The sequence below is a fragment of the Phyllobacterium sp. P30BS-XVII genome (assembly GCF_014138335.1).
GTDB classification, from domain to species: domain Bacteria; phylum Pseudomonadota; class Alphaproteobacteria; order Rhizobiales; family Rhizobiaceae; genus Phyllobacterium; species Phyllobacterium meliloti.
The window spans coordinates 1-20,337 of the sequence record NZ_JACGXO010000012.1 but is presented as its reverse complement, the minus strand read 5'-3'; the positions used below and the strand labels follow the sequence as shown (position 1 = coordinate 20,337).

16 protein-coding genes and 1 tRNA gene are annotated in these 20,337 nt (G+C 55.4%); 8 read left to right on the top strand and 9 right to left on the bottom strand.

Annotation, left to right across the window (positions count from 1 at the left end):
- The first annotated feature begins 10 nt into the window (after positions 1-10).
- From FHW17_RS23675 to FHW17_RS23645, 7 genes are all read left to right on the top strand, one after another.
- Positions 11-1,363: an LLM class flavin-dependent oxidoreductase gene (locus tag FHW17_RS23675; RefSeq protein WP_112529351.1), complete on the top strand. Its 1,353-nt coding sequence runs from the start codon at positions 11-13 to the stop codon at positions 1,361-1,363.
- A complete protein-coding gene (locus FHW17_RS23670) occupies positions 1,363-2,565 on the top strand; it encodes a M20 aminoacylase family protein (RefSeq protein ID WP_113097615.1) in 1,203 nt (400 codons plus the stop codon). The genes FHW17_RS23675 and FHW17_RS23670 overlap by 1 nt, the downstream gene beginning before the upstream one ends.
- Complete coding sequence (locus FHW17_RS23665) at positions 2,562-3,113, top strand: GNAT family N-acetyltransferase (protein ID WP_112529347.1); 552 nt, start codon at positions 2,562-2,564, stop codon at positions 3,111-3,113. Before FHW17_RS23670 ends, FHW17_RS23665 begins: the two co-directional genes overlap by 4 nt.
- 218 nt (positions 3,114-3,331) lie before the next feature.
- Positions 3,332-5,137 carry an amino acid ABC transporter permease/ATP-binding protein gene (locus FHW17_RS23660; RefSeq protein ID WP_182510948.1) on the top strand — a complete coding sequence of 602 codons (1,806 nt, stop codon included), beginning with the start codon at positions 3,332-3,334 and terminating at the stop codon, positions 5,135-5,137.
- 106 nt (positions 5,138-5,243) lie between these two features.
- A complete protein-coding gene (locus tag FHW17_RS23655; RefSeq protein ID WP_246707016.1) occupies positions 5,244-6,110 on the top strand; it encodes an ABC transporter substrate-binding protein in 867 nt (288 codons plus the stop codon).
- Between the two features lie 43 nt (positions 6,111-6,153).
- The gene (locus FHW17_RS23650) at positions 6,154-7,203 is read left to right on the top strand and encodes an LLM class flavin-dependent oxidoreductase (RefSeq protein WP_182510946.1); all 1,050 of its coding nucleotides are present in this window, start codon (positions 6,154-6,156) and stop codon (positions 7,201-7,203) included.
- A gap of 35 nt (positions 7,204-7,238) precedes the next feature.
- Positions 7,239-8,174 carry an ABC transporter substrate-binding protein gene (locus FHW17_RS23645; RefSeq protein ID WP_113097620.1) on the top strand — a complete coding sequence of 312 codons (936 nt, stop codon included), beginning with the start codon at positions 7,239-7,241 and terminating at the stop codon, positions 8,172-8,174.
- Between the two features lie 54 nt (positions 8,175-8,228).
- Here the strand turns inward: FHW17_RS23645 and FHW17_RS23640 are convergent, their stop codons facing one another.
- From FHW17_RS23640 to FHW17_RS23605, 8 genes are all read right to left on the bottom strand, one after another.
- Positions 8,229-10,628 carry an aldehyde dehydrogenase family protein gene (locus tag FHW17_RS23640; RefSeq protein ID WP_162700434.1) on the bottom strand — a complete coding sequence of 800 codons (2,400 nt, stop codon included), beginning with the start codon at positions 10,626-10,628 and terminating at the stop codon, positions 8,229-8,231.
- A gap of 11 nt (positions 10,629-10,639) precedes the next feature.
- Positions 10,640-11,599, bottom strand: a complete 960-nt coding sequence (deoC, locus tag FHW17_RS23635) for a deoxyribose-phosphate aldolase (protein ID WP_091886748.1) — start codon at positions 11,597-11,599, stop codon at positions 10,640-10,642.
- 41 nt (positions 11,600-11,640) lie between these two features.
- Positions 11,641-12,654, bottom strand: coding sequence for an ABC transporter permease (locus FHW17_RS23630; RefSeq protein ID WP_112529337.1), 1,014 nt, complete (start codon positions 12,652-12,654; stop codon positions 11,641-11,643).
- On the bottom strand, positions 12,641-14,137 hold the full coding sequence (locus FHW17_RS23625) for a sugar ABC transporter ATP-binding protein (protein WP_348643776.1): 1,497 nt from the start codon (positions 14,135-14,137) through the stop codon (positions 12,641-12,643). The genes FHW17_RS23630 and FHW17_RS23625 overlap by 14 nt, the downstream gene beginning before the upstream one ends.
- Positions 14,127-15,122, bottom strand: a complete 996-nt coding sequence (locus tag FHW17_RS23620) for a sugar-binding transcriptional regulator (protein WP_112529333.1) — start codon at positions 15,120-15,122, stop codon at positions 14,127-14,129. Before FHW17_RS23620 ends, FHW17_RS23625 begins: the two co-directional genes overlap by 11 nt.
- Positions 15,119-16,639 carry an FGGY-family carbohydrate kinase gene (locus FHW17_RS23615; protein ID WP_182510944.1) on the bottom strand — a complete coding sequence of 507 codons (1,521 nt, stop codon included), beginning with the start codon at positions 16,637-16,639 and terminating at the stop codon, positions 15,119-15,121. The genes FHW17_RS23620 and FHW17_RS23615 overlap by 4 nt, the downstream gene beginning before the upstream one ends.
- 42 nt (positions 16,640-16,681) lie before the next feature.
- Positions 16,682-17,704, bottom strand: coding sequence for a galactitol-1-phosphate 5-dehydrogenase (locus FHW17_RS23610; RefSeq protein WP_112529329.1), 1,023 nt, complete (start codon positions 17,702-17,704; stop codon positions 16,682-16,684).
- Positions 17,705-17,775: 71 nt separating this feature from the next.
- Positions 17,776-18,771: a substrate-binding domain-containing protein gene (locus FHW17_RS23605; RefSeq protein WP_182510943.1), complete on the bottom strand. Its 996-nt coding sequence runs from the start codon at positions 18,769-18,771 to the stop codon at positions 17,776-17,778.
- A gap of 289 nt (positions 18,772-19,060) precedes the next feature.
- Here FHW17_RS23605 and FHW17_RS23600 point away from each other — a divergent pair, with 289 nt between their 5' ends.
- Positions 19,061-20,005, top strand: a complete 945-nt coding sequence (locus FHW17_RS23600) for a threonine/serine dehydratase (protein WP_182510942.1) — start codon at positions 19,061-19,063, stop codon at positions 20,003-20,005.
- 128 nt (positions 20,006-20,133) lie between these two features.
- Here FHW17_RS23600 and FHW17_RS23595 read toward each other — a convergent pair.
- Positions 20,134-20,210, bottom strand: a tRNA-Met gene (locus FHW17_RS23595).
- Positions 20,211-20,337: the final 127 nt, after the last annotated feature.

Here is a 20,337-nt window from a genome sequence, read left to right as displayed (position 1 = left end):
AGATTTCAAAATGACCAAGCGACCCATTCCGTTCGGTGTGATGCTGCAAGGTGCAGGTGGCCATATGAACTCGTGGAAACACCCGAGTTCGCCTGTGGATGCCAGTGTCAATTTCGACTTCTTCGTGCGCAATGCACGCAAGGCCGAAGAGGCAGGTATCGCCTTCGCCTTCGTCGCTGACGGGCTCTACATCAACGAAAAGTCCATTCCGCATTTTCTCAACCGCTTCGAACCAATCGCCATCCTGTCTGCACTGGCCGCGACTACGTCGAAACTCGGCCTCGTCGGTACAGTTTCGACCTCTTACAGCGATCCCTTCACCATTGCCCGGCAGTTCGGCTCGATTGACAAGATCAGCAATGGCCGTGCTGGCTGGAACGCCGTGACGTCGCCGCTTGAGGGCTCGGCCAAGAATTATGGCCGCGATCACCCCGATCATGCATTGCGCTATGAAATCGCCGATGAACATCTTGAGGTGGTCAAGGGCCTGTGGGATTCCTGGGATGATGACGCCTTTGTCCGTAACCGCGAGACGGGACAGTTCTTCGACAAGACCAAGCTGCATCGCCTGAACCATCATGGCCGGTTCTTCAACTCGGAAGGGCCCCTCAACATTAGCCGTTCCGCTCAGGGGCAGCCCGTTATTTTCCAGGCAGGATCGTCCGATGACGGTATTGATCTGGCTGGCAAGCACGCAGATGGCGTGTTCACCAACCATGTGCCGATCGAGGAAGCGCAGACCTTCTATCGCCGCGTCAAACAGAGCGCCGTGGAGCATGGCCGCAAACCGGGTGATGTCCTGATCTTTCCCGGTATCGCACCAATCGTTGGCGCAACGGACGAGGAAGCGGAAGCCAAATACCGTGTGATCCGCGATCTCGTGACTGTCGACGAGGCCCTTGCCTATCTCGGACGATTCTTCGACCATCATGATTTTAGCGCCTATCCGGTGGATGAGCCATTCCCCGAGCTTGGTGACATCGGCAAGAACAATTTCCGCTCCACAACCGACCGCATCAAGCGTAACGCCAAGGAAAAAGGCCAAACCTTGAGAGAAGTCGCGCTGGAAGTAACAACGCCGCGCAACGCCTTCACCGGCACACCGCAGAAGATTGCCGACGAACTCATTCACTGGGTCGATACCGAAGCAGCTGACGGTTTCATTCTTGGCTTTCAGATTCTGACCGAAGGGCTAGAGGACTTTACCCGTGAGGTCCTGCCTCTGCTGGAAGAACGCGGCTATCACAACAAGGTGCTGCCGGGCACGACGCTGCGCGAGAATATTGGCCTCCCTTTCCGCGAAAGCCGATATGCCAAACAGGATCAAAGCGCCAAACAACGCATTAAAGAAACGGCGCTCTGATGGGTCAACACACGGACAGGATCGGGGAAAAGATCGGCACTTATCTGGACGAGATGGTCGCTCTTCGTCACGATCTGCACCGGCACCCCGAGCTTGGCTACAATGAGCATCGCACCAGCGAACTCGTCGCAGACAAGTTGAATGACTGGGGCTATCAGGTGACCCGAGGCGTCGGCAAAACCGGCGTTGTCGGGACCTTGCAAAACGGCAATGGACCCAGGAAACTCGGCATTCGCGCCGATATGGACGCCCTCCCCATCGTTGAAGCAACCGGCCTGCCCTATGCCAGCAGTACGTCCGGGAAAATGCACGCCTGCGGTCATGATGGCCATACGTCGATCCTCTTGACCAGCGCCCGCTATCTTGCAGAAACACGCGATTTCTCCGGTACGCTCAACGTCATCTTCCAGCCAGCCGAGGAAGGTGGTGCCGGCGCGCGCGCGATGGTCCGCGATGGCCTGTTCAAACGCTTTCCCTGCGATGCGGTATTTGGCCTGCACAATTGGCCAGGCGTTCCCACAGGTCAATTCGGGTTCATCACAGGCCCCGCCATGGCTTCGGTGGACAAGGTGACGGTCCGTATTATCGGCAAGGGCGGCCATGGCGCAAGGCCGCAGGAGACTGTGGACCCGGTCATTGCGAGCGCGTCTTTTATCATGGCGCTGCAAAGCATTGTGGCCCGCAACATCGATCCATTGGATGCGGCGGTGATTACAGTTGGTACCATCCATGCAGGCATTGCCCCCAATGTCATACCGGACAGTGTCGAGTTGGAACTGACGGTACGCACATTCCGCAGTGAAGTGCGGGAAACCATCAAGGCCCGTCTCAACACCCTCGCCAAGGCACAGGCTGAAAGCTACGGCGCCGTTGCCGAGGTGGATTATCCCAGCGGCTATCCGGTGCTGGTCAATCATCCGGATGAAACAGAGTTTGCCCGGCAAGTGGCGCTTGATCATTTCGGTGCTGCGCGCATTGAAAAGGACTTCCGGCCGATTTCCGCCAGCGAGGACTTTGCCTTCATGCTGCAGGAAACACCGGGCAGCTACCTTTTCATCGGCAATGGTGACAGCGCGCCACTGCATAGCCCGCTCTACAATTTCAACGACGAGATTTTGCCCTCAGCCGCCCGCTACTGGGTGACGCTAACCGAAGCTTATCTTGCCAAAAACCCCTCCGACAAAAGCGCGAGACAATCATGACTGATGTTTTTGTTTACACCACCCCGAATGATGAACGCTCACAGCCTTTGATTGAAGCGCTGATCGTCGAGTATGAAACGCGCTATGGCGACTATTATGGTGAACCCGCACGCAACGAGTTAAGCCGTTATCCAGCCGAATTGTTTGCCCCTCCCCACGGCGCTTTCCTGCTCCTGATCCGCAACGGCGAAACAATCGGCGGCGGTGCGTTCAAGCGTTATGATGAACATACCGCTGAACTTAAACGCATCTGGACTCATGCGGATCTTCGCCAGCAGGGGCTGGCGCGCAAGGTTGTCGTCGAACTGGAACGGCAGGCTGCACGTCAAGGTTACACGCGGATTTACCTGACTACTGGCTTTCGCCAACCGGAGGCAAAAGAACTGTATTTGCGCTCCGGTTATACGGCGCTTTTTGATGTCAATGCTGCACCGGAAACCTATCGCCATCTGCCCTTCGAAAAGGATATCAGCGCATTGGCTGCGCAGCTTTCACAAGTAACAGATGCCGCCACATCAGACCGTGATCTGTTGCGTCAGGCCGGGTAATTTGATGCGTGCCATGATTGTGTCAGCTGTGGGATTTCATGCTCAATACATCCCGTTCTTTGCAACAAAGCTTCTCTAACCACCCTGAATTTGCAGTCTGCCGTCTTTGACTGTTTCGCCTAAACACTACTAAATCAGTCGAGTAAAAGACAATCCCGTACAAGTTTCTTTCACGGGATTTCTCGACAGAGAAGTGTTGCACAGGGGAATTTGGAAGTATGGCGATTACAGCAGACTATTCGGGCGCGCATTCCGTGCAGCCCCCCGCCGCCGCGACCGAGGATTACACGCACTACAAGATTGTGAAGGCGAAATATCCGGCTCGTTTCTTCGGAACATTAGTTGCGGCACTTATCATTGCTGTCACACTCCAATCTATCCTGACGAACCCCAAATGGGGTTGGAATGTCTTCGCCGAATGGTTCTTCTCAGCACCGGTTCTCGCGGGGCTTGCACGCACATTGCTGCTGACAGCTTTGGGCAGCGTGCTTGGCTTTGCACTGGGAACAGTGCTTGCCCTTGCCCGCGTTTCGAAATCTCCTCTCCTGTCCGGCTTGTCGTGGGCTTACATCTGGCTGTTGCGCTCGATCCCACTGATTGTTCTGTTGCTGATCCTCAACAATCTCGGCTACCTCTACGCAACCGTGCGGATCGGTGTTCCCTATACGGATATTCTCTTCGCCGAGTATCCAACGATCTCGATCCTCAGCCCGTTTGCCGCTGCCCTCATCGGCCTTAGTCTCAATCAGGCGGCCTTCTCCTCCGAGATTATCCGTGGTGGCATTCTGTCTGTTGATCAGGGGCAGCTGGAAGCAGCGGCGGCACTCGGTCTTTCCCGGCGCAGGCAGGCATTGCGCATTGTCCTGCCACAGGCCATGCGCACCATCCTCCCCACCGGCTTCAACGAGATCATCGGTTTGGCCAAGGGCACATCCGTGGTCTATGTGCTGGCATTGCCGGAACTCTTCTACACCGTTCAGGTGATCTATCGACGCAACCTTGAAGTGGTGCCACTTCTGATGGTGGCAACGGTCTGGTACCTGATCATCATGACTGCCTTGTCGGTAGCCCAGCACTATATTGAACGGCACTTCTCCAAGGGCGCCCTGCGCAATCCCCCTGCTCCGATTTTCCGCAAACTGTTCCGCAGGCTCTTTGGCGCCCCGATCCTTGCTCGCCCGCAGACTGTGACCGTGTCGTCCCTGCAGAACGTCGCTGCGTCCAAAACCAGCGACCGCAGCATACCTCTCGCCAAATGGCGCGCACCGGGATCAGTAAAAATTCAAGGCGTATCCAAGAGCTTTGGCCAGCTCAAGGTGCTCGATGATATCCGGCTCGATATCAAAGCGGGCAGCGTAACAGCTATTCTTGGCCCGTCCGGCTCGGGCAAATCCACTCTTCTGCGTACCATCAATCATCTTGAACGCGTTGATGATGGCTTCATCACCGTCGACAACGAACTGGTCGGTTATCGCAAAAGTGGCAGGACACTCTATGAGTTGAAGGAAAGGGACATTCTCAAGCGCCGTGCCGATATCGGCATGGTGTTCCAGAGTTTTAATCTGTTCCCGCATCTGACGGTTCTCGAAAACATCATTGAGGCTCCAGTTTCGCTTGGTCGTCTCACCCGCTCCGACGCCATCAGCCTTGCTCGCGAACTGCTTGGCCGCGTCGGCCTCAGCGACAAGATTAATGCCTATCCGCGCCAGCTCTCCGGTGGCCAGCAGCAGCGCGTAGCCATCGCCCGGGCGCTCGCTCTCAGACCAAAGGTCCTGCTGTTCGATGAACCAACATCGGCGCTTGACCCCGAATTGGTGGGTGAAGTTCTCGACGTCATCAAGGAACTCGCCCGCTCTGGCACCACGTTGATCATCGTTACCCACGAGATCGGCTTTGCCCGGGAAGTGGCCGACACGGTGATTTTCATGGACGGCGGCAAGGTTATTGAAACCGGATCGCCGGAACAGGTCCTGAACCGCCCGAGAAATGCGCGCACCAGCGAGTTTCTAGCCAAGGTTCTCTGATCCGCCGCATCATCTCTTCAGACATAGGAAATACAATATGTTGCTTCGTCCCTCTTTCATCTCCTTCACTCTGGCAGTTCTCATCGCCACGGCGTCCGGACTTGCCATGGTTCACGCTGAAGGTTTCGATCTCAGCCCCGATCAAAGCGGTAAGCCGCGGGCGGAGAAAAGTGAAAAGGTGATTGCGTCGATCCCGGCAAGCTTCAAATTTGTTAGAGATGACACATTCACCGTTGGTATCAGCGTCGCGCATCCGCCGCTCAGCACCTATGCCACCGATGCCAAGACGGTCGTTGGCTATGATCCTGACTTTGCGCAGTTGATCGCCGATATCCTGGGCAAGAAGCTTGAACTCGTTCCCATCGCCTGGGCCGACTGGCCGCTTGGTCTTCAATCCGGAAAATTCGATGCCGTCATTTCCAATGTGGGCGTAACCGAGCAGCGCAAAGAGAAATTCGATTTCTCCACCTATCGCCTCGGCTTGCATGGCTTCTACGTCAAAGCCGACAGTCCGATCACCTCGATCAAGGAACCAAAGGACATTGCGGGGCTGAAGATCATCACTGGTTCCGGCACTATTCAGGAGAAAATCCTGCTCGAATGGGACAAGCAGAATGTTGCCAAAGGTCTGAAGCCCGTCGAACTGCAATATTATGACGATGACGCGGTGAGTGCGCTCGCCATCCAGTCTGGCCGTGCCGATGCGGAGTTCAATCCCAACGCACCGCAAGCATATCGTGCCGCTATCGATCACAAGATCAAACTGGTTGGAACAGTGAATGCCGGGTGGCCGCTGATCGCAGATGTTGCAATCACCACCCGCAAGGGAAGCGGCATTGCCGACAGCCTGACAGCAGCAATCAACGAGCTGATTGCAGACGGTAAATACGCGCAGTCACTCACGCGCTGGCAGCTTACCCCCGAAGCCCTCGACAAATCGCGGACAAACCCACCGGGCTTGCCGAAAATCTGATTGACCGACCATCAGTTTAAGCGCCAACAACAAGGTCTTCCCTATGACGCATACTTCTCTTTCCATCAATCATGTGGGCTTCCTGACACCGGGAAATTACAGTGATGACGATCCGCATGAAGGATTGGAGAACACGCTACGTCTGCTGGAATTCGGCGAGAAGCTGGGATTTGACAGCGGCTGGGTGCGGCAGCGGCATCTTGAGCACGGCATATCCTCAGCGGGTGTGTTCCTTGCAGCGGCAACACAGAGAACCAACCGTATCCAGTTGGGCACAGCGGTCATTCAGATTGGCTACGAAAGCCCGTATCGCCTTGCGGAAGACCTGTCGACCGTTGACGTTCTGTCGCGTGGCCGCCTCAATATTGGGTTGAGCGCTGGCACGCCAGCCCATGCAGACCTGCTCGGACCACTGGTTTTTGACGGCAACTGGAAGGATTTCGATCTTTCCCATGAGCGCGTCATCCGTTTTGCCAATAATCTGCGCGGCGAATTCCTTGCTGATCCCGAGACATTTATTGCAACGCCCGGTGGACCGCAGCGACCGCGACTGCAGCCCCATGCCGAGGGTTTGGTCAATCGTGTCTGGTATGGCGGCGGTTCACTACGATCCGTCGGCTGGGCTGGCAAGAATGGTTTCAATCTGATGATCGGTAATGTCACTGCCGGCGAAAACACCGACAATTTCTTTGAAGCGCAGGGGCGTCAACTCGATACTTATCACCAGAATCTCGGCGGAGCATTCCGCCGTGTGTCACTCGGGCGTGTCATTGTTCCCACGGATAGCGCCGATGCGGCCACCCGTAAAAAATATGCTGATTATGCCGCAAGCCGTTACGAGCGCACGCTTAAACCGCAAGGCGACCGGCGGACCCTGTTTCCGCAAGACCTCGTCGGGACGTCAGAGCAAATTCTGGAACAACTGTTCAATGAACCTATCGTTGCTCGCGTCGGGGAATTGCGGCTCGAACTGCCCTACGAATTCAAACAACACGAATATGAGCAGATCCTCTCCGATTTCATCACCAAAATCGCTCCGGAAATCGGCTGGGGCAATCAGCCCGTGCGCATCAGTGCGGGGGCACGGCGCTGAACAACAACCAACAAACCACACTCAAGGGGTTATCCATGATCAACAGACTAAAACTTATATCTTTTGTCGCGGGCGCTTTCATTGCCGCAACGACCGGCCTTACCTACGCAGCAGGCGACGGCTTCGATCTGAGCCCTGACCAGAAAGACCGCGTGCGGGCGGAGAAAAACGAGAAAGCCATCGAAGCGGTCTCCAAGGATTTCAAGTTCGTCAGCGACGGCAAGCTCACCATCGGGCTCCATCCTTCCAACCCGCCACTCAGCACCTATGCCAACGACGCTACGACTGTTGTCGGCTTTGACGTCGATCTCGCACAGCTTGTGGCCGATAGTCTTGGCCGCGAATTGGTACTCGTCCCCGTCGCCTGGGCCGACTGGCCGCTTGGGCTTGAATCCGGCAAATTCGACGCGGTGATCTCCAACGTTACCGTTACCGAACAGCGCAAGGAGAAGTTTGATTTCTCCACATATCGCAAGGACGAGCTTGGTTATTACGTAAAGGCGGACAGCACCATCAAAGCCATTAAAGAGCCAAAGGACATTGCCGGGCTGAAGGTGATCACGGACGCAGGTACCAATCAGGAGAAAATCCTGCTGGCCTGGGACAAGGAAAATGTCGCCAAGGGCCTGAAGCCCATCGAAGTCCAGTATTATGACGACGATGCGGTCAGTACGCTTGCCATCCAGTCCGGGCGCGCCGATGTGGTGTTCAGCGTGAATGCTACGCAGGCCTATAAGGCCAAGGTGGGCGGCAAGACCAAGCTGGTTGGTACAGTCAGTGGCGGTTGGCCGATTACCGCCGAAGTTGCCGTAACGACGCGCAAAGCCAGCGGAGCTGCTGATGGCATCACCACTGCACTCAACGCAGTGATCGCCAACGGCAAATATAAACAGGTTCTCGATCGCTGGAATCTTGGTTCGGAAGCAATCGACAAGGCTGCTACCAATCCGCCTGGCCTGCCAAAGAGCTAAAATCATTGAAATCAAAAAGACCGCAGCGGTTGCGCCGCTGCGGTCTTTTTTGGGTTATTCGCCGTAGGGCACCCAGATGTTCTTCACCTGAATGGCGCGGCGCAGATAGTCCTTGCCCTGCCCCTGTTGCGTATTCAGCCAATCACGCTGGCGGCCATTGTTCACCCATGTGGCTTTCAGATTACCGCAGGATGCTTTTTCAACCATCGCGCTGCCTTCCTTCGAGCCGACATACCAGAGCGCATCCACTTCATCGTGTTCGGCCAGTGTTTTGGCCAGAACATCGCGCTCACCAGTGACAATATTCACCACACCACCGGGTACATCTGATGTATCCAGCACTTGATAAAGATTGGCAGCCAGAAGCGGATGCTTGGTGGAAGGTACGGCAACGACACGATTGCCCATGGCGATCGCTGGCAAAACCAGTGAAATGAATGACAGCAACGGTTGATCATCCGGGCAGACAATGCCCACAACGCCCCATGGCTCATTCATCGCCAAGGTTACATGACGGGACTTGGTGGAATGCACCGCGCCATCATATTTGTCGGATTGAGCCGCATAGTAGAAGATACGGCGAAGTGCGGTTGCGAACTCTTCAGCCGCAGCTTTCGGCGTGACACCCGTGCTTTCGACCAGCAATGCCTCGAATTCGGTTTGCCGGGCGCTGAGGTTTTCGCCGAGATAGTAAAGCACCTGCGCACGGTTATGCGCTGTGACACCACCCCATGAACCAGCCTTGGCAGCTGCTTCCACGGCATTGCGGATATCCTTGCGGTTGCCGATACCAGCCTGACCGATGACCTGACCACCCTTGCCGATGACGGAATAGCTGTAGCCACCATCAGGGCGTGCCTGCTTGCCGCCAACATAGTTTTTGACAGTGCGGTCAATTGAACCGTCAAGGGCGACTTTCGCTTCACCGTCAGGCGCGGCCGATGGTTTGAATGCCTGTTCTGCTTTGCCTATTGGCAAGCGCTTTTCCCAGTCGGCAGTCAGATATTCATAAAGCCCTTCGCGTCCGCCTTCACGGCCATAACCGCTTTCACGATAGCCACCAAAACCGGCACCTGCATCGAGAAGGTTGGTCGAATTGATCCAGACAACACCCGCCTTGACCCGCGCCGCCATATCAAGCGCCAGATTGATATTCTCAGACCAGATTGATGCGGCCAGCCCATACTTGGTATTGTTGGCAAGCGCGATGGCTTCGTCGGGCGTGCGAAACGTCGTCGTCGTAGCGACGGGACCGAAAATCTCTACCTCGCACACTGTCGATGCAGGCTCCACGTCGGTGAAAAACGCAGGCGCGAAAAATGCACCCTTGGCCGGCAGCGTTACCGGTGCCTGCCAGAGCGTGCCGCCCTCGGTCTTGCCCTGTTCAACCAGCGATGTAATGCGCTTCAACTGTCCCTTGGAGACGATAGCACCAACGTCCATGGTCTTATCAAGCGGATCACCAACCCGCAGTGTTTCCATGCGCTTGCGCAACTTCGCATAGAAATGCTCAGCGATGCCTTCCTGAATGAGAATGCGCGAACCGGCACAGCACACTTCACCCTGATTGAACCAGATGGCATCAACCACACCTTCGATAGCGCCATCAATATCGGCATCTTCGAACACGATGAAGGGCGACTTGCCGCCAAGCTCCAGCGATAGCTTCTTTTCAGAACCGGCAATCTGCTCGCGGATAATGCGACCGACTTCGGTCGAACCGGTGAAGGCCACCTTGTCTATATCATCATGACCGCAGATTGCAGCGCCTGTCGCGCCATCGCCATGAACGATGTTGACCACGCCAGCGGGCAGACCCACTTCATGGCAAATCTCGGCAAAGGCGATGGCTGTCAATGGCGTTAGCTCGGCTGGCTTCAGAACAACCGTGTTACCGGCAGCAAGCGCCGGAGCAATCTTCCATGCGAGCATCAGCAGCGGAAAATTCCACGGGATCACCTGCCCGCAAACACCCACAGGCGAAAAGCCCTCGAACTCGGTCTCGACCATCTCCGCCCAACCGGCGTGATGATAGAAATGCCGGGCAACCAGCGGAATATCGATATCGCGGGTTTCGCGGATCGGCTTGCCATTATCCATGGTCTCCAGCACGGAGAAGAAGCGCTCACGCTTCTGGATGTGACGGGCAATCGCGTAAAGATATTTAGCGCGTTCATGCCCTGACAGCTTCGACCATTTGCCGAACGCTGCACGCGCCGCTTTCACCGCCGCGTCAACATCGCCATTTGTGCCATGGGCAACCTTTGCGAGGACGGCGTCATTGGCCGGATTGATAACGGCAAATGTCTCACGTCCCTCAGTGCCGGTGAACTTGCCATTGATGAAATGGCCAAAACCCTTCTTGTTGGCATCAAGCCAATTCTGGACGTCGGTATTGCTTTCTGGTGCCGGGCCATATTCCATCGTGCGAAGAATATCCTTGATCTGTCCCATAGTCGTTTTCCTCAAGCGAGTGCGTGGCGCGAAGACGCGGAGTAGCGACCCGTCACATAATGTTCCAACTGCCGTTCGATATCGCCGAGCATTGAGCTGGCTCCGAGCCGGAACAGGTCCGGCTGCATCCATGGCAGTCCCAGTTCTTCTTTCATCAGGATCAGCCAGTTCATGGCGTCCTTGGCAGTTTTCATACCGCCAGCAGGCTTGAAACCGACGATCTGACCGGAAAGCTCACCATAATCCCGCAAGGCACGCAGCATCACCAGGCTGACGGGAAGCGTTGCATTCACGTCTTCCTTGCCGGTTGATGTCTTGATGAAATCTGCTCCGGCCTGCATCGCAACCATTGAAGCGCGATAGACATTGCGCAGTGTATTCAGATCACCCGTCGCCAGAATGGCTTTCATATGCGCTTCGCCCGAAGCCTCGCGCATTTGGGAAATCTCGTCATAAAGCGCCGACCAGTTCTGGGTCAGAACATGTTCGCGCGTAATGACGATATCAATCTCCTTGGCACCTTCACCTACGGCATAGTGGATTTCGGCCAACCGCTGCGGCAATGGCGTCAAGCCAGCCGGGAAACCCGTCGCAACGGATGCAACCGGGATGCCAGAACCTTCGAGAGCCTTGACCGCATGGGAAACCATGGTCGGATAGACACAGACAGCACCGGTCGTAATATTCGCATCGGCAAGACCAAGCGCTTCTAGAATATCGTCCCGCACAGGTTTCTTTGCCTTGGCACACAGACGGCGGACACGGCCAGCGGTATCATCACCGGCAAGGGTGGTAAGGTCAATGCAGGTGATCGCCTTGACCAGCCATGCCGCCTGATACTCCTTCTTGACAGTCCGTCTCGTCGTCAATGTCGCGGCACGACGTTCCGTTGCAGAACGGTTGACTGCAATATCCTCGAACCAATCGGGCAGCAGTTTCGTGCCGGTGTTACGCGCGTGGGAATGTGGCATTTGGATTTCCGTGCCCTTTTGGACCAATGGTTGTTGCGTGTTCATCCCCGACCCTTCCTGTGATCGATGAAGCGATTGAGCAAGATGGCTGCAACGATGATAATACCGGTCACAGTCATCTGGTAGAAGGAGCCCAATCCCAGAAGATTGAATATGTTGCGGAGAACCTGCAGCAGCATGACGGCAAAAAATGTACCGAGCACGCCGCCGCGTCCACCGAAGAGACTTGTACCACCGAGCACAACGGCAGCGATAGCGTCAAGCTCAAGTCCTTGAGCAGCCGTCGGCTGACCGATGCGCAGGCGTGATGTCAGAAGAATACCGCCAAGTGCCGCCATGAAACCAGAGACGGCGAAAACCGCGGTGATCATGAACCGTGTCGGTAGGCCCGAAAGCCGTGCAGCTTCAGGATTGCCACCTGTGGCAAAGACGTATTCGCCAAAAACGGTAAAGCGAAGTACTAGTCCGGCAACAAGGCAAAGAACGATGAAGATCAGTCCCATTGATGAGAGGGAAAAGCCGGGGAAAAGTGGGATCATCGTCGAGCTGATCGATGCAAAACCCTGCGGCAGACCGCTTACCGGTACACCATCGGTCATGAGGTAGGTGATACCTCGAAACGAGACGAGCCCCGCAAGGGTCACGATAAAGCTGGGCACTTGGGCGAGCGCACTGATTGCACCCATCCCGGCACCGCAGGCTGTACCGACGAGAGCCGTTATTGCGACTGCCACGACCGGATCAAACCCATGTGACATGAGCACTGCAACCAGCATACCGCAAAGCGCGACAACGCTGCCGACAGACAGATCGATATTGCCGGTCAGGATGACGAAGGTCATGCCTATGGCAACCACGCCAACAACAGCCGCCTGCTGAAACAGGTTGGCGATGTTGGTGAAGGTCAGAAAGTTGCTCGAAAGCGACGCTGCGATAACGACGACTGCCAGAAAGATGACGATGAAATTATACTCGATCGCCAGATCGACAAGGCGTTTGCCGAATGCCGGCGACGGCGTATCAGCCGGCGACAATGCGGTTTCAGTGTTGGACATGATTTTCACCCAGAATTGTTGCCCTTAATATCGTGTCACGGTCCACGATTGAAGGATCGTATTTGCCGATGTTGCGGCCTTCATGAAATACCCAGATTGTGTCGCAGGCGGCGTAGAGTTCATCGAGTTCGCTGCTGGCAACGATGACCGCCGCTCCTTCCGCCGCAAGCCTGTCAACGAGGTTGTAGAGATCGGCCTTAGCGCCGATATCGAGCCCGCGGCTCGGCTCATCCAGAAGCAGGACCCTCGCGCCATTGATGATCCATTTGGCCAGAACAACCTTTTGTTGGTTGCCACCCGAAAGCTGCACGACAGCCTGTTCCGGTCGTCCATATTTGGTCGAAAGACTTTTGAGAACCGGCGTCGTCTTTTGTTTCTGATGGGAATGGCGTGTCAGCCAGCTTTCGCGCATGGAAGGCAACGTTGCATTCTTGTAGATAGGCGCATGAAGAACCAGCCCTTCCGTCTTGCGATTTTCCGGAACAAGACCGATGCCACTGCGAATAGCATGGGCCGGATGACGCGGATGGAACGGCTTGCCTTCCAGCGTGATTTCGCCTTCGAAGCTATTGGCCCCGAAAAGCGACTTCAGGAATGATGTGCGGCCGGAACCATTAAGGCCGGTCAGGCCAATTACTTCACCCCAACGCACGTCGAGGTCATTGATATCGAGACCTGCCGGCCCGCGCAGCCTGTTGACATGCAGCGCTACGTCGCCGGTAACAGGTTCGCGCAATTTTCGTTCGATCAGGGATCGCTGTTTGCCAATGATCGCTTCGACCAAGGCGCCATCGCCAGTATTTTTCACATCGAATGTCTCGATGGTCCTGCCACCCCTCAACACCGTGACCCGATCGCCGATTTCGCGCAGTTCACCAAGGCGGTGGCTGACATAGAGTATGGCAACCCCTTGTTTGACCAGTTCGCGGATGACTGCAAACACGCTGGCAAGCTCGGTTTCGTTGAGGGATGCCGACGGCTCATCCATAATGATAATCTTGGCATCCATAGTCAGCGAGCGGGCAATGGCTGTTAATTGCTGGTTGGCAACCGACAGGGTTTCAACCCGGGCTTCCGGTTTGAAATTTGCACCAACGCGCTTTAGGGCCACGGCGGCTCTTTCCCGACGTTCCCTATGGTTGATCAACCCAAAGCGGCCGGGCGCATGGCCGAGAAACAGGTTCTGCTCGACGGTCAATTGCGGGACCAGATCCAGCTCCTGATAGATCATGGAAATGCCAAGCCGTGCTGCCTGCGCTGGCGAATGCAGATCAACCGATTTGCCATCGAGTAGCAGCGCGCCATCTGTCGGGCGGAAGGCTCCGGCGATAATCTTCAGCAAGGTTGATTTTCCGGCGCCATTGGCCCCAAGGAGACAATGCACCTCGCCTGCACGGACATTCAGCGAGGCCGATTCCAGTGCGACGATGTTGGGCAGGAACTTCTTAGACACCTGCTGGACGGTCAGGACGTCAATCGTCACTTCTGGCCTCCAATGCATAATGAGCAGTGGCCTCGTCGGTGACAATGACTGAGACATAACCCGCTTTCAGAGCAGCAAGCGCGATCTGGAGTTTCTCCTCACCGGCGACAACGCCAATCGAACGCTGCTTGGTCCTGAGATAGTCAAGCCGCAGCCCAACCGTGCGGTCATCAATCGTCTGGTCGACAATGTTGCCTTCCTTATTGAGGAAGCGACCAAGAATATCACCGACAGCGCCCGCATCTTTCAACCGGTCAATATCTGCTTCTTCAAGATACCCGGAGCTGAGAAGCACAGAATCATGGTTGATCCCGCCCATACCGAAACAGACCACATCGGCCTCTATCGCCAGCTTGAGCACACGCTCAATGATCGGGTCTTCCTCAAGCACTTCACGGGTGGTTTTCTTGCCGACAATGGCAGGGACAGGCAGCAGCGTTGCGATGCCATTGCCCGCCTTGGCGAATTCCTCGGCAACGGCACTTGTATGTGTGGAGGTAGACCGCAGATTCGTCGAGCCATTGACCAGAACGACATGCACGCCGGGATTCCAGTTGTTTGGCAGAAATTTGGCAACCGCCGACATGGTACGCCCCCAGGAAACACCGATCAGATCGGCCTTGGGGTTGAGACCTGCCAGATATTTGGCCGCAGCCTGCGCCACACTTTCCATAAGAAGAGCTGAATCGGTCGTTCCACCTGATGGAACCACAATGGCGTCGCGCAGACCGAATTCCTGCTGCAGTCGTACCTCAAGTTCTGTTTTGCGATAGGCCCGCGGCGTAATCTCTATGCGGACAACGCCCAGTTCCTTGGCTTCGATCAGCAGCCGGCCAACCTGCCAGCGTGTCAGGCCAAGCTCCGTAGCAATCTCGCTCTGGGTCCGTTCAAGATCATAATAGAGCTTGGCAACACGCACCATCAGATGCTCCCGCTGCTCATCGGAGGGTAACCGGACAGATGGATTGATCCGAGCGTCGTTCATGATGCAGCCCCCGCCAATTGCCTGCCGCTCAATCTATGCAGCGTCGGCATCAATGTTTCGGTTGTATCCCGATAGAGCGCTATCGTATCGCGATACCGCTGACTGCGCACGGGGTCAGGGTGAACTTCTCTCGTCGGTGCAGCACAGGCTTCCGATGCAGTGATGAGATCAGGAAACAGCCCAAGTGCATGGGCGCAGCAGACAGCTGTTCCAATGAGCGAGAGATTGTCATCTCCAGCCACATGAACAGGTCTGCCAATCGCGTCGATTGTCGCCTGTAGCCACAGTGCATTCTTGCAAATGCCGCCAGCCATCACGATCCGCTCAACGGCGACGCCGCGCTCTTCCAGCACAGCGACAACATTGGCAGAGCCAAGCGCGACGGAATCGACCGCCGACGAATAGATGTCCGCCCTGGTATGACCAAGCGAGAGACCTAATATCACTCCGCGCAGATTCGCGTCGCGATAGGGCGTACGATTTCCCATCCAGTAATCAAGCGTCAGCAATCCCGAATTCTGTTTCGAAATGACCGATGCCTCACGGATGAGATCACGATGACCCTGTTCATCCAACCCGAAAATCTTGCTGCTGAACCAGTTGAGGATGGAACCGGCGGAAACCTGACCAGCCTCGACGAGCCATAATCCATCGACAAGCGCATTGGGATAAGGTCCCCAGAAGCCGGTCACATTGCCCTGCTCTTTCAGGTGGGTCAGATGCACGACGGATGTTCCGCCGATGATCAACATGCCGCCTGCAGCAACAGTCCCTGCGCCCAGCACGCCGATATGAGCGTCAATGCCCCCTTGAGCGAGCAGTGGTGACGACGTGACGCCAAGTGCAGCCGCGACCTCAGGCTTCAATGAGCCGATCGCATCGCCAACCGGAACAATCCTCTGTGGCAACTTGCTCTGCAATTCGGGAACGCCAAGCGCTTCGTAAATCTCGGGAACGAAAGCGCCATTCTTGGAATCGTAATTCCATTTGCAGGCGGCGTTCATACGCGAGCCCACCCACTCACCGCACAGCCGGTAATTGATAAAATCCAGAGCCTCACAGATGATATCAGCCTGACCAAAGATAGTGGGCTCGTGTTCGGCCAGCCACATAGCCTTCGGAACAAGCCATTCGACTGCATCGCCGCCACCGCTATAGGCCATAACCGGATGTTTTACCTTTTCCGTCGCACGCGCCTCTTTTGCAGCACGGCAGTCCATCCATAAAATAGCGGGATAAAGCGGCGTGCTGTTCCTGTCACAGACCACAACGGACGAAGCTGTTGTCGCAACACAAACTGCCGCTATTTCTCCCGATCCGCATTGTTCGACTGCCTGGCGGCCCGCCGTCAAAAGCGCGTTCCACCATTCATCTGGCTGCTGTTCGGCCCAACCGGCGTGGGGATATGTGGTGGAATACCTTGCCTCCGACAGCGAGAGCATGGTCTTGCGCTCGACATCGTAAACACCGGCGCGGACTCCTCCCGTGCCAAGATCAAAGTTCAGGACAAGTGTCATCCTGCCAATTCCTCCCTCGATACCCTGCCTCTTCCCAAAGTCTCAGGGCCGGAACATGACTTTTGAAAAGAACATGCTCCTGTCAGTCCGGAATTTTTCGAACATGCCCGGCAACTCAGCAAGGTCAAGATCATGGGTAATCATGAACTCCCATTCGAGTTCGCCGGAACCCAGTTTTTCCAGCGTCACCGTCCATTGTGGCCCCGGATAAGGCGCGCCGAATGAATTCCACGAGCCATGCAGCGAGACTTCCTGCCGAAGGAAATGCTGGAAGGTTTTGTTGTCGAGGGCCACATCCGCTACGGGAATGCCAATGAAAACCACATGACCGCTCGGCGCGGCCATTTTCACCGCCATATTGATCGAGGAGGGATGTCCTGCAGCTTCGATAATCGTATCGCAAAGGAGGCTTGCTGGGATATCTTCTCCCGAAAGAAATGTATGCGTCGCGCCCGCGCGGCGCGCCATATCAAGTTTTTCTTCCGACACATCGACCGCAACGACTTCGCTCGCACCCATCAGTTTGAGCCATTGTATGGCAAACAGCCCAATCGGCCCGCAACCGATGACGCCGCCACGCTGCCCCATACCAATGCCGCCAGCCTTCCAAATGGCGTGAATGGCAATTGATGCAGGATCAGTCATCGCAACCGCACGCGGATCAATCCCCTTTGGTGTCTTCAACAGGTTGGAAACGGGCACACAGACAAATTCCGCATAGGCGCCGTCGCGGCGCGAACCGAAATAATCGTAGTCGCGGCAACGCGAAAACTGCCCCTTCTGGCACTGGTCGCATTTGAAACACGGCAACATCGGCGGAATTGCCACCAATTCACCAAGATTAAAACCCTCAACCCCTTCCCCAAGCTCAGTAATATGGCCCGAAAACTCATGACCGCAGATGAGTGGCATCTTATGCGCACCCTTGATCAGCATGCGCGGCAGATCCGACCCGCAGACACCAACAGAAGCAACACGGACGATCACATGGCCCGGCTTGATCTGTGGTTTTGCGACGTTTTCAAGGCGTATATCGCCGGGGGCATAGAGAACTGCTGCACGCATGACATGATCCTGTGGGTATTAATGAGAGGAGCTGCGAAGCAAATCTGCTCCGCAGGCTCGAGAGACCGGCCTTACTGACCGAGAACTTGCGGGCGATATTCGGCAAACAGTCCAGTACGCGGGAAATCCGCAACATTTTTGGATGTTACCAATGTCGTGCCCGCATCAACGAATTTCGAAACAGGTTTCTTGGCCGCCGCTTCGCGCGCCGCCTGTATGGTCACATCGCCGAGATATTTCGGATCGTTCAGTGCCGAGCCGATATAGTTGCCGCCAGCAGCGATAATGCCAAGTGCTTCGGAAAGTCCGTCCACGCCAGCGACCAGAACATCGTTGCGATTGTTTTCCTTGAGAACCTGCAAGGCACCGAGCGCCATATCGTCATTATGCGCGTAAACAACCTTCACATCTGGATTGGCCTGAAGCAAATCCTGCATGGCCGTTACCGCATTGGCGCGGATATATTCCGCATAGGGGCCTTCAACGATTGTGTGGCCGGAACCTTCAATGGCACTGTGAAAGCCATCACGCCGGTCCATCATCACCGCACCGCCTGCGTCGCCCTGAATCTCGATGATCTTGGCTTTCTCAACGCCGTCGGCCTTCAGACGTGCAACAACGGCTTCACCCACCAGCTTGCCCATATTCTTGTTGTCGCGGCCAACATGAGCGGTAACACCCTGACCATTGACACTCCGGTCAACGGTGATCACCGGGATACCCGCAGCAACAGCCGCTTCAAGCGATGGCACAACTGCGTCCGGATTAACCGGGTTGATGATCAGCGCATTCACACCTTGAGTGATCAAATCCTGAATATCGTTGTTCTGTTTGCTGACATCACCATTGGCGTCGAGAAAGACCAGTGTGTCACCGCCGGCCTTGGCTGCCGCATCCGCTCCAGTCTTGAGTTGCACATAAAAAGGCGACTGCAATGTCACTTGACTGAATCCGATTTTCAGGCCCTCAGCATTGGCGGCAGTCATAGACATGCCGAGTGTCGCCATCACTGACATAGCGGTTCCGGCAAATGCGAATCTGAACAAAAAGGTGCGGCGGCTGAGCATGTTTTTCCTCCCCAGGAACTCAATTTTCCGATAAATCTACATTTGAGCAAATATCGCTCATTTGTTATTTTAGATAACCAGAAGTTGCATGACGAGTCAACGCGCTTGAAGAAATCTCACAGCGATACGGGTAATAATTTGAAATAATTATGCTTTTTTGATCAGAGCTGTTGTCGTTTGAACGCAAGCCGTCAAAAATTTGAAATGTGGGTATCGGCTGAAAATCAACAGAACTTGCATTTGCAGGTTAGAGCGCTCTATTCTGATATCTCCGCATCGCGAGTTCTCCATGTCCAGCCCAACACAAATTACCCCCGAACGCATCGTCGATACCGAGCGCCTTATTCGGCCACATATCCGGCATACGCCTGTCATGCGTGCCAATCTTGTCGACTTCGGAATGCAACCACGCAGCATCGACTTCAAACTCGAATTTCTGCAGCATTCGGGTTCGTTCAAGGCGCGGGGTGCCTTCACCAATCTGCTTAGTCGCCCTGTACCACAGGCGGGTGTCGTGGCAGCTTCGGGCGGCAATCACGGTGCTGCCGTCGCATATGCCGCCATGCGGCTTGGTATTCCCGCAACCATATTTGTTCCCAATGTCACTGCAGCCGCCAAGGCCGAACGTATTCGCGGTTACGGTGCGAATCTCATTATAGGTGGCGATCGTTACGCCGATGCTCTGGCCGCCAGTGAACAATTCGTAGCAGAGCACAATGCTATGCCAATTCATGCGTTTGATCAGCCAGAGACATTGCTTGGTCAGGGAACGCTTGGTCTGGAAATCGAAGCGGACCTACCCGATATTACAACCCTGCTGGTGTCTGTGGGCGGTGGAGGCCTCATTGGTGGGATTGCTGCATGGTTTCGCGGCCGTATCAAAATTGTAGCTGTCGAGCCGGAAGGTTCACCAACCTTGCACGATGCCTTGGATGCGGGAAAACCTGTCGATGCGCCTACGGAAGGTATTGCCGCTGATTCCCTCGCACCCAGACGCGTCGGAGAATTGATGTTTCCGTTTGCTCAAAACTTTATTGAGCATGCGATACTGGTATCGGACGATGATATTCGCGCCGCTCAACGCGCGCTTTGGGAACGGCTTCGCATTGTTGCTGAACCGGGCGGAGCAGCGGCCTTTGCCGCACTTTTATCGCAGAAGTATATTGCAGGGCCAGATGAGCGTGTTGGCGTTCTTTTATGCGGCGCCAATAGCGGCGCGGTACGGTTTGACTGACGATAGAGCTTTATTTCTTTCGCTAGTATAGCCCCTTACACCCCCGCATAGGCCTGTTTTGCGGGTTTGTGTTTTGTATTTTGGCTTGAGTATCTGAGAAGCTGTTTTTGTTTTGGGGAGGGAATGGTTGGTTGCGGGGACAGGATTTGAACCTGTGACCTTCAGGTTATGAGCCTGACGAGCTACCGGGCTGCTCCACCCCGCGCCACCATGATCGGCGATTTGCCGGATCTTCGGATTATGCTCTTTTGTCCGATGCTTTGCAAAATCGTGAGCTGATATGCAAAATCGTGTGTTTTGTTTTGCAAAAGCAAAAGGCCGCGATGAGCGGC

Coding starts and splice junctions, on each gene's coding strand:
- FHW17_RS23675 (WP_112529351.1), top strand. CDS start 11: ATGACCAAGCGACCCATTCCGTTCGGTGTGATGCTGCAAGGTGCAGGT.
- FHW17_RS23670 (WP_113097615.1), top strand. CDS start 1,363: ATGGGTCAACACACGGACAGGATCGGGGAAAAGATCGGCACTTATCTG.
- FHW17_RS23665 (WP_112529347.1), top strand. CDS start 2,562: ATGACTGATGTTTTTGTTTACACCACCCCGAATGATGAACGCTCACAG.
- FHW17_RS23660 (WP_182510948.1), top strand. CDS start 3,332: ATGGCGATTACAGCAGACTATTCGGGCGCGCATTCCGTGCAGCCCCCC.
- FHW17_RS23655 (WP_246707016.1), top strand. CDS start 5,244: ATGGTTCACGCTGAAGGTTTCGATCTCAGCCCCGATCAAAGCGGTAAG.
- FHW17_RS23650 (WP_182510946.1), top strand. CDS start 6,154: ATGACGCATACTTCTCTTTCCATCAATCATGTGGGCTTCCTGACACCG.
- FHW17_RS23645 (WP_113097620.1), top strand. CDS start 7,239: ATGATCAACAGACTAAAACTTATATCTTTTGTCGCGGGCGCTTTCATT.
- FHW17_RS23640 (WP_162700434.1), bottom strand. CDS start 10,628: ATGGGACAGATCAAGGATATTCTTCGCACGATGGAATATGGCCCGGCA.
- deoC (WP_091886748.1), bottom strand. CDS start 11,599: ATGCCACATTCCCACGCGCGTAACACCGGCACGAAACTGCTGCCCGAT.
- FHW17_RS23630 (WP_112529337.1), bottom strand. CDS start 12,654: ATGTCCAACACTGAAACCGCATTGTCGCCGGCTGATACGCCGTCGCCG.
- FHW17_RS23620 (WP_112529333.1), bottom strand. CDS start 15,122: ATGAACGACGCTCGGATCAATCCATCTGTCCGGTTACCCTCCGATGAG.
- FHW17_RS23615 (WP_182510944.1), bottom strand. CDS start 16,639: ATGACACTTGTCCTGAACTTTGATCTTGGCACGGGAGGAGTCCGCGCC.
- FHW17_RS23610 (WP_112529329.1), bottom strand. CDS start 17,704: ATGCGTGCAGCAGTTCTCTATGCCCCCGGCGATATACGCCTTGAAAAC.
- FHW17_RS23605 (WP_182510943.1), bottom strand. CDS start 18,771: ATGCTCAGCCGCCGCACCTTTTTGTTCAGATTCGCATTTGCCGGAACC.
- FHW17_RS23600 (WP_182510942.1), top strand. CDS start 19,061: ATGTCCAGCCCAACACAAATTACCCCCGAACGCATCGTCGATACCGAG.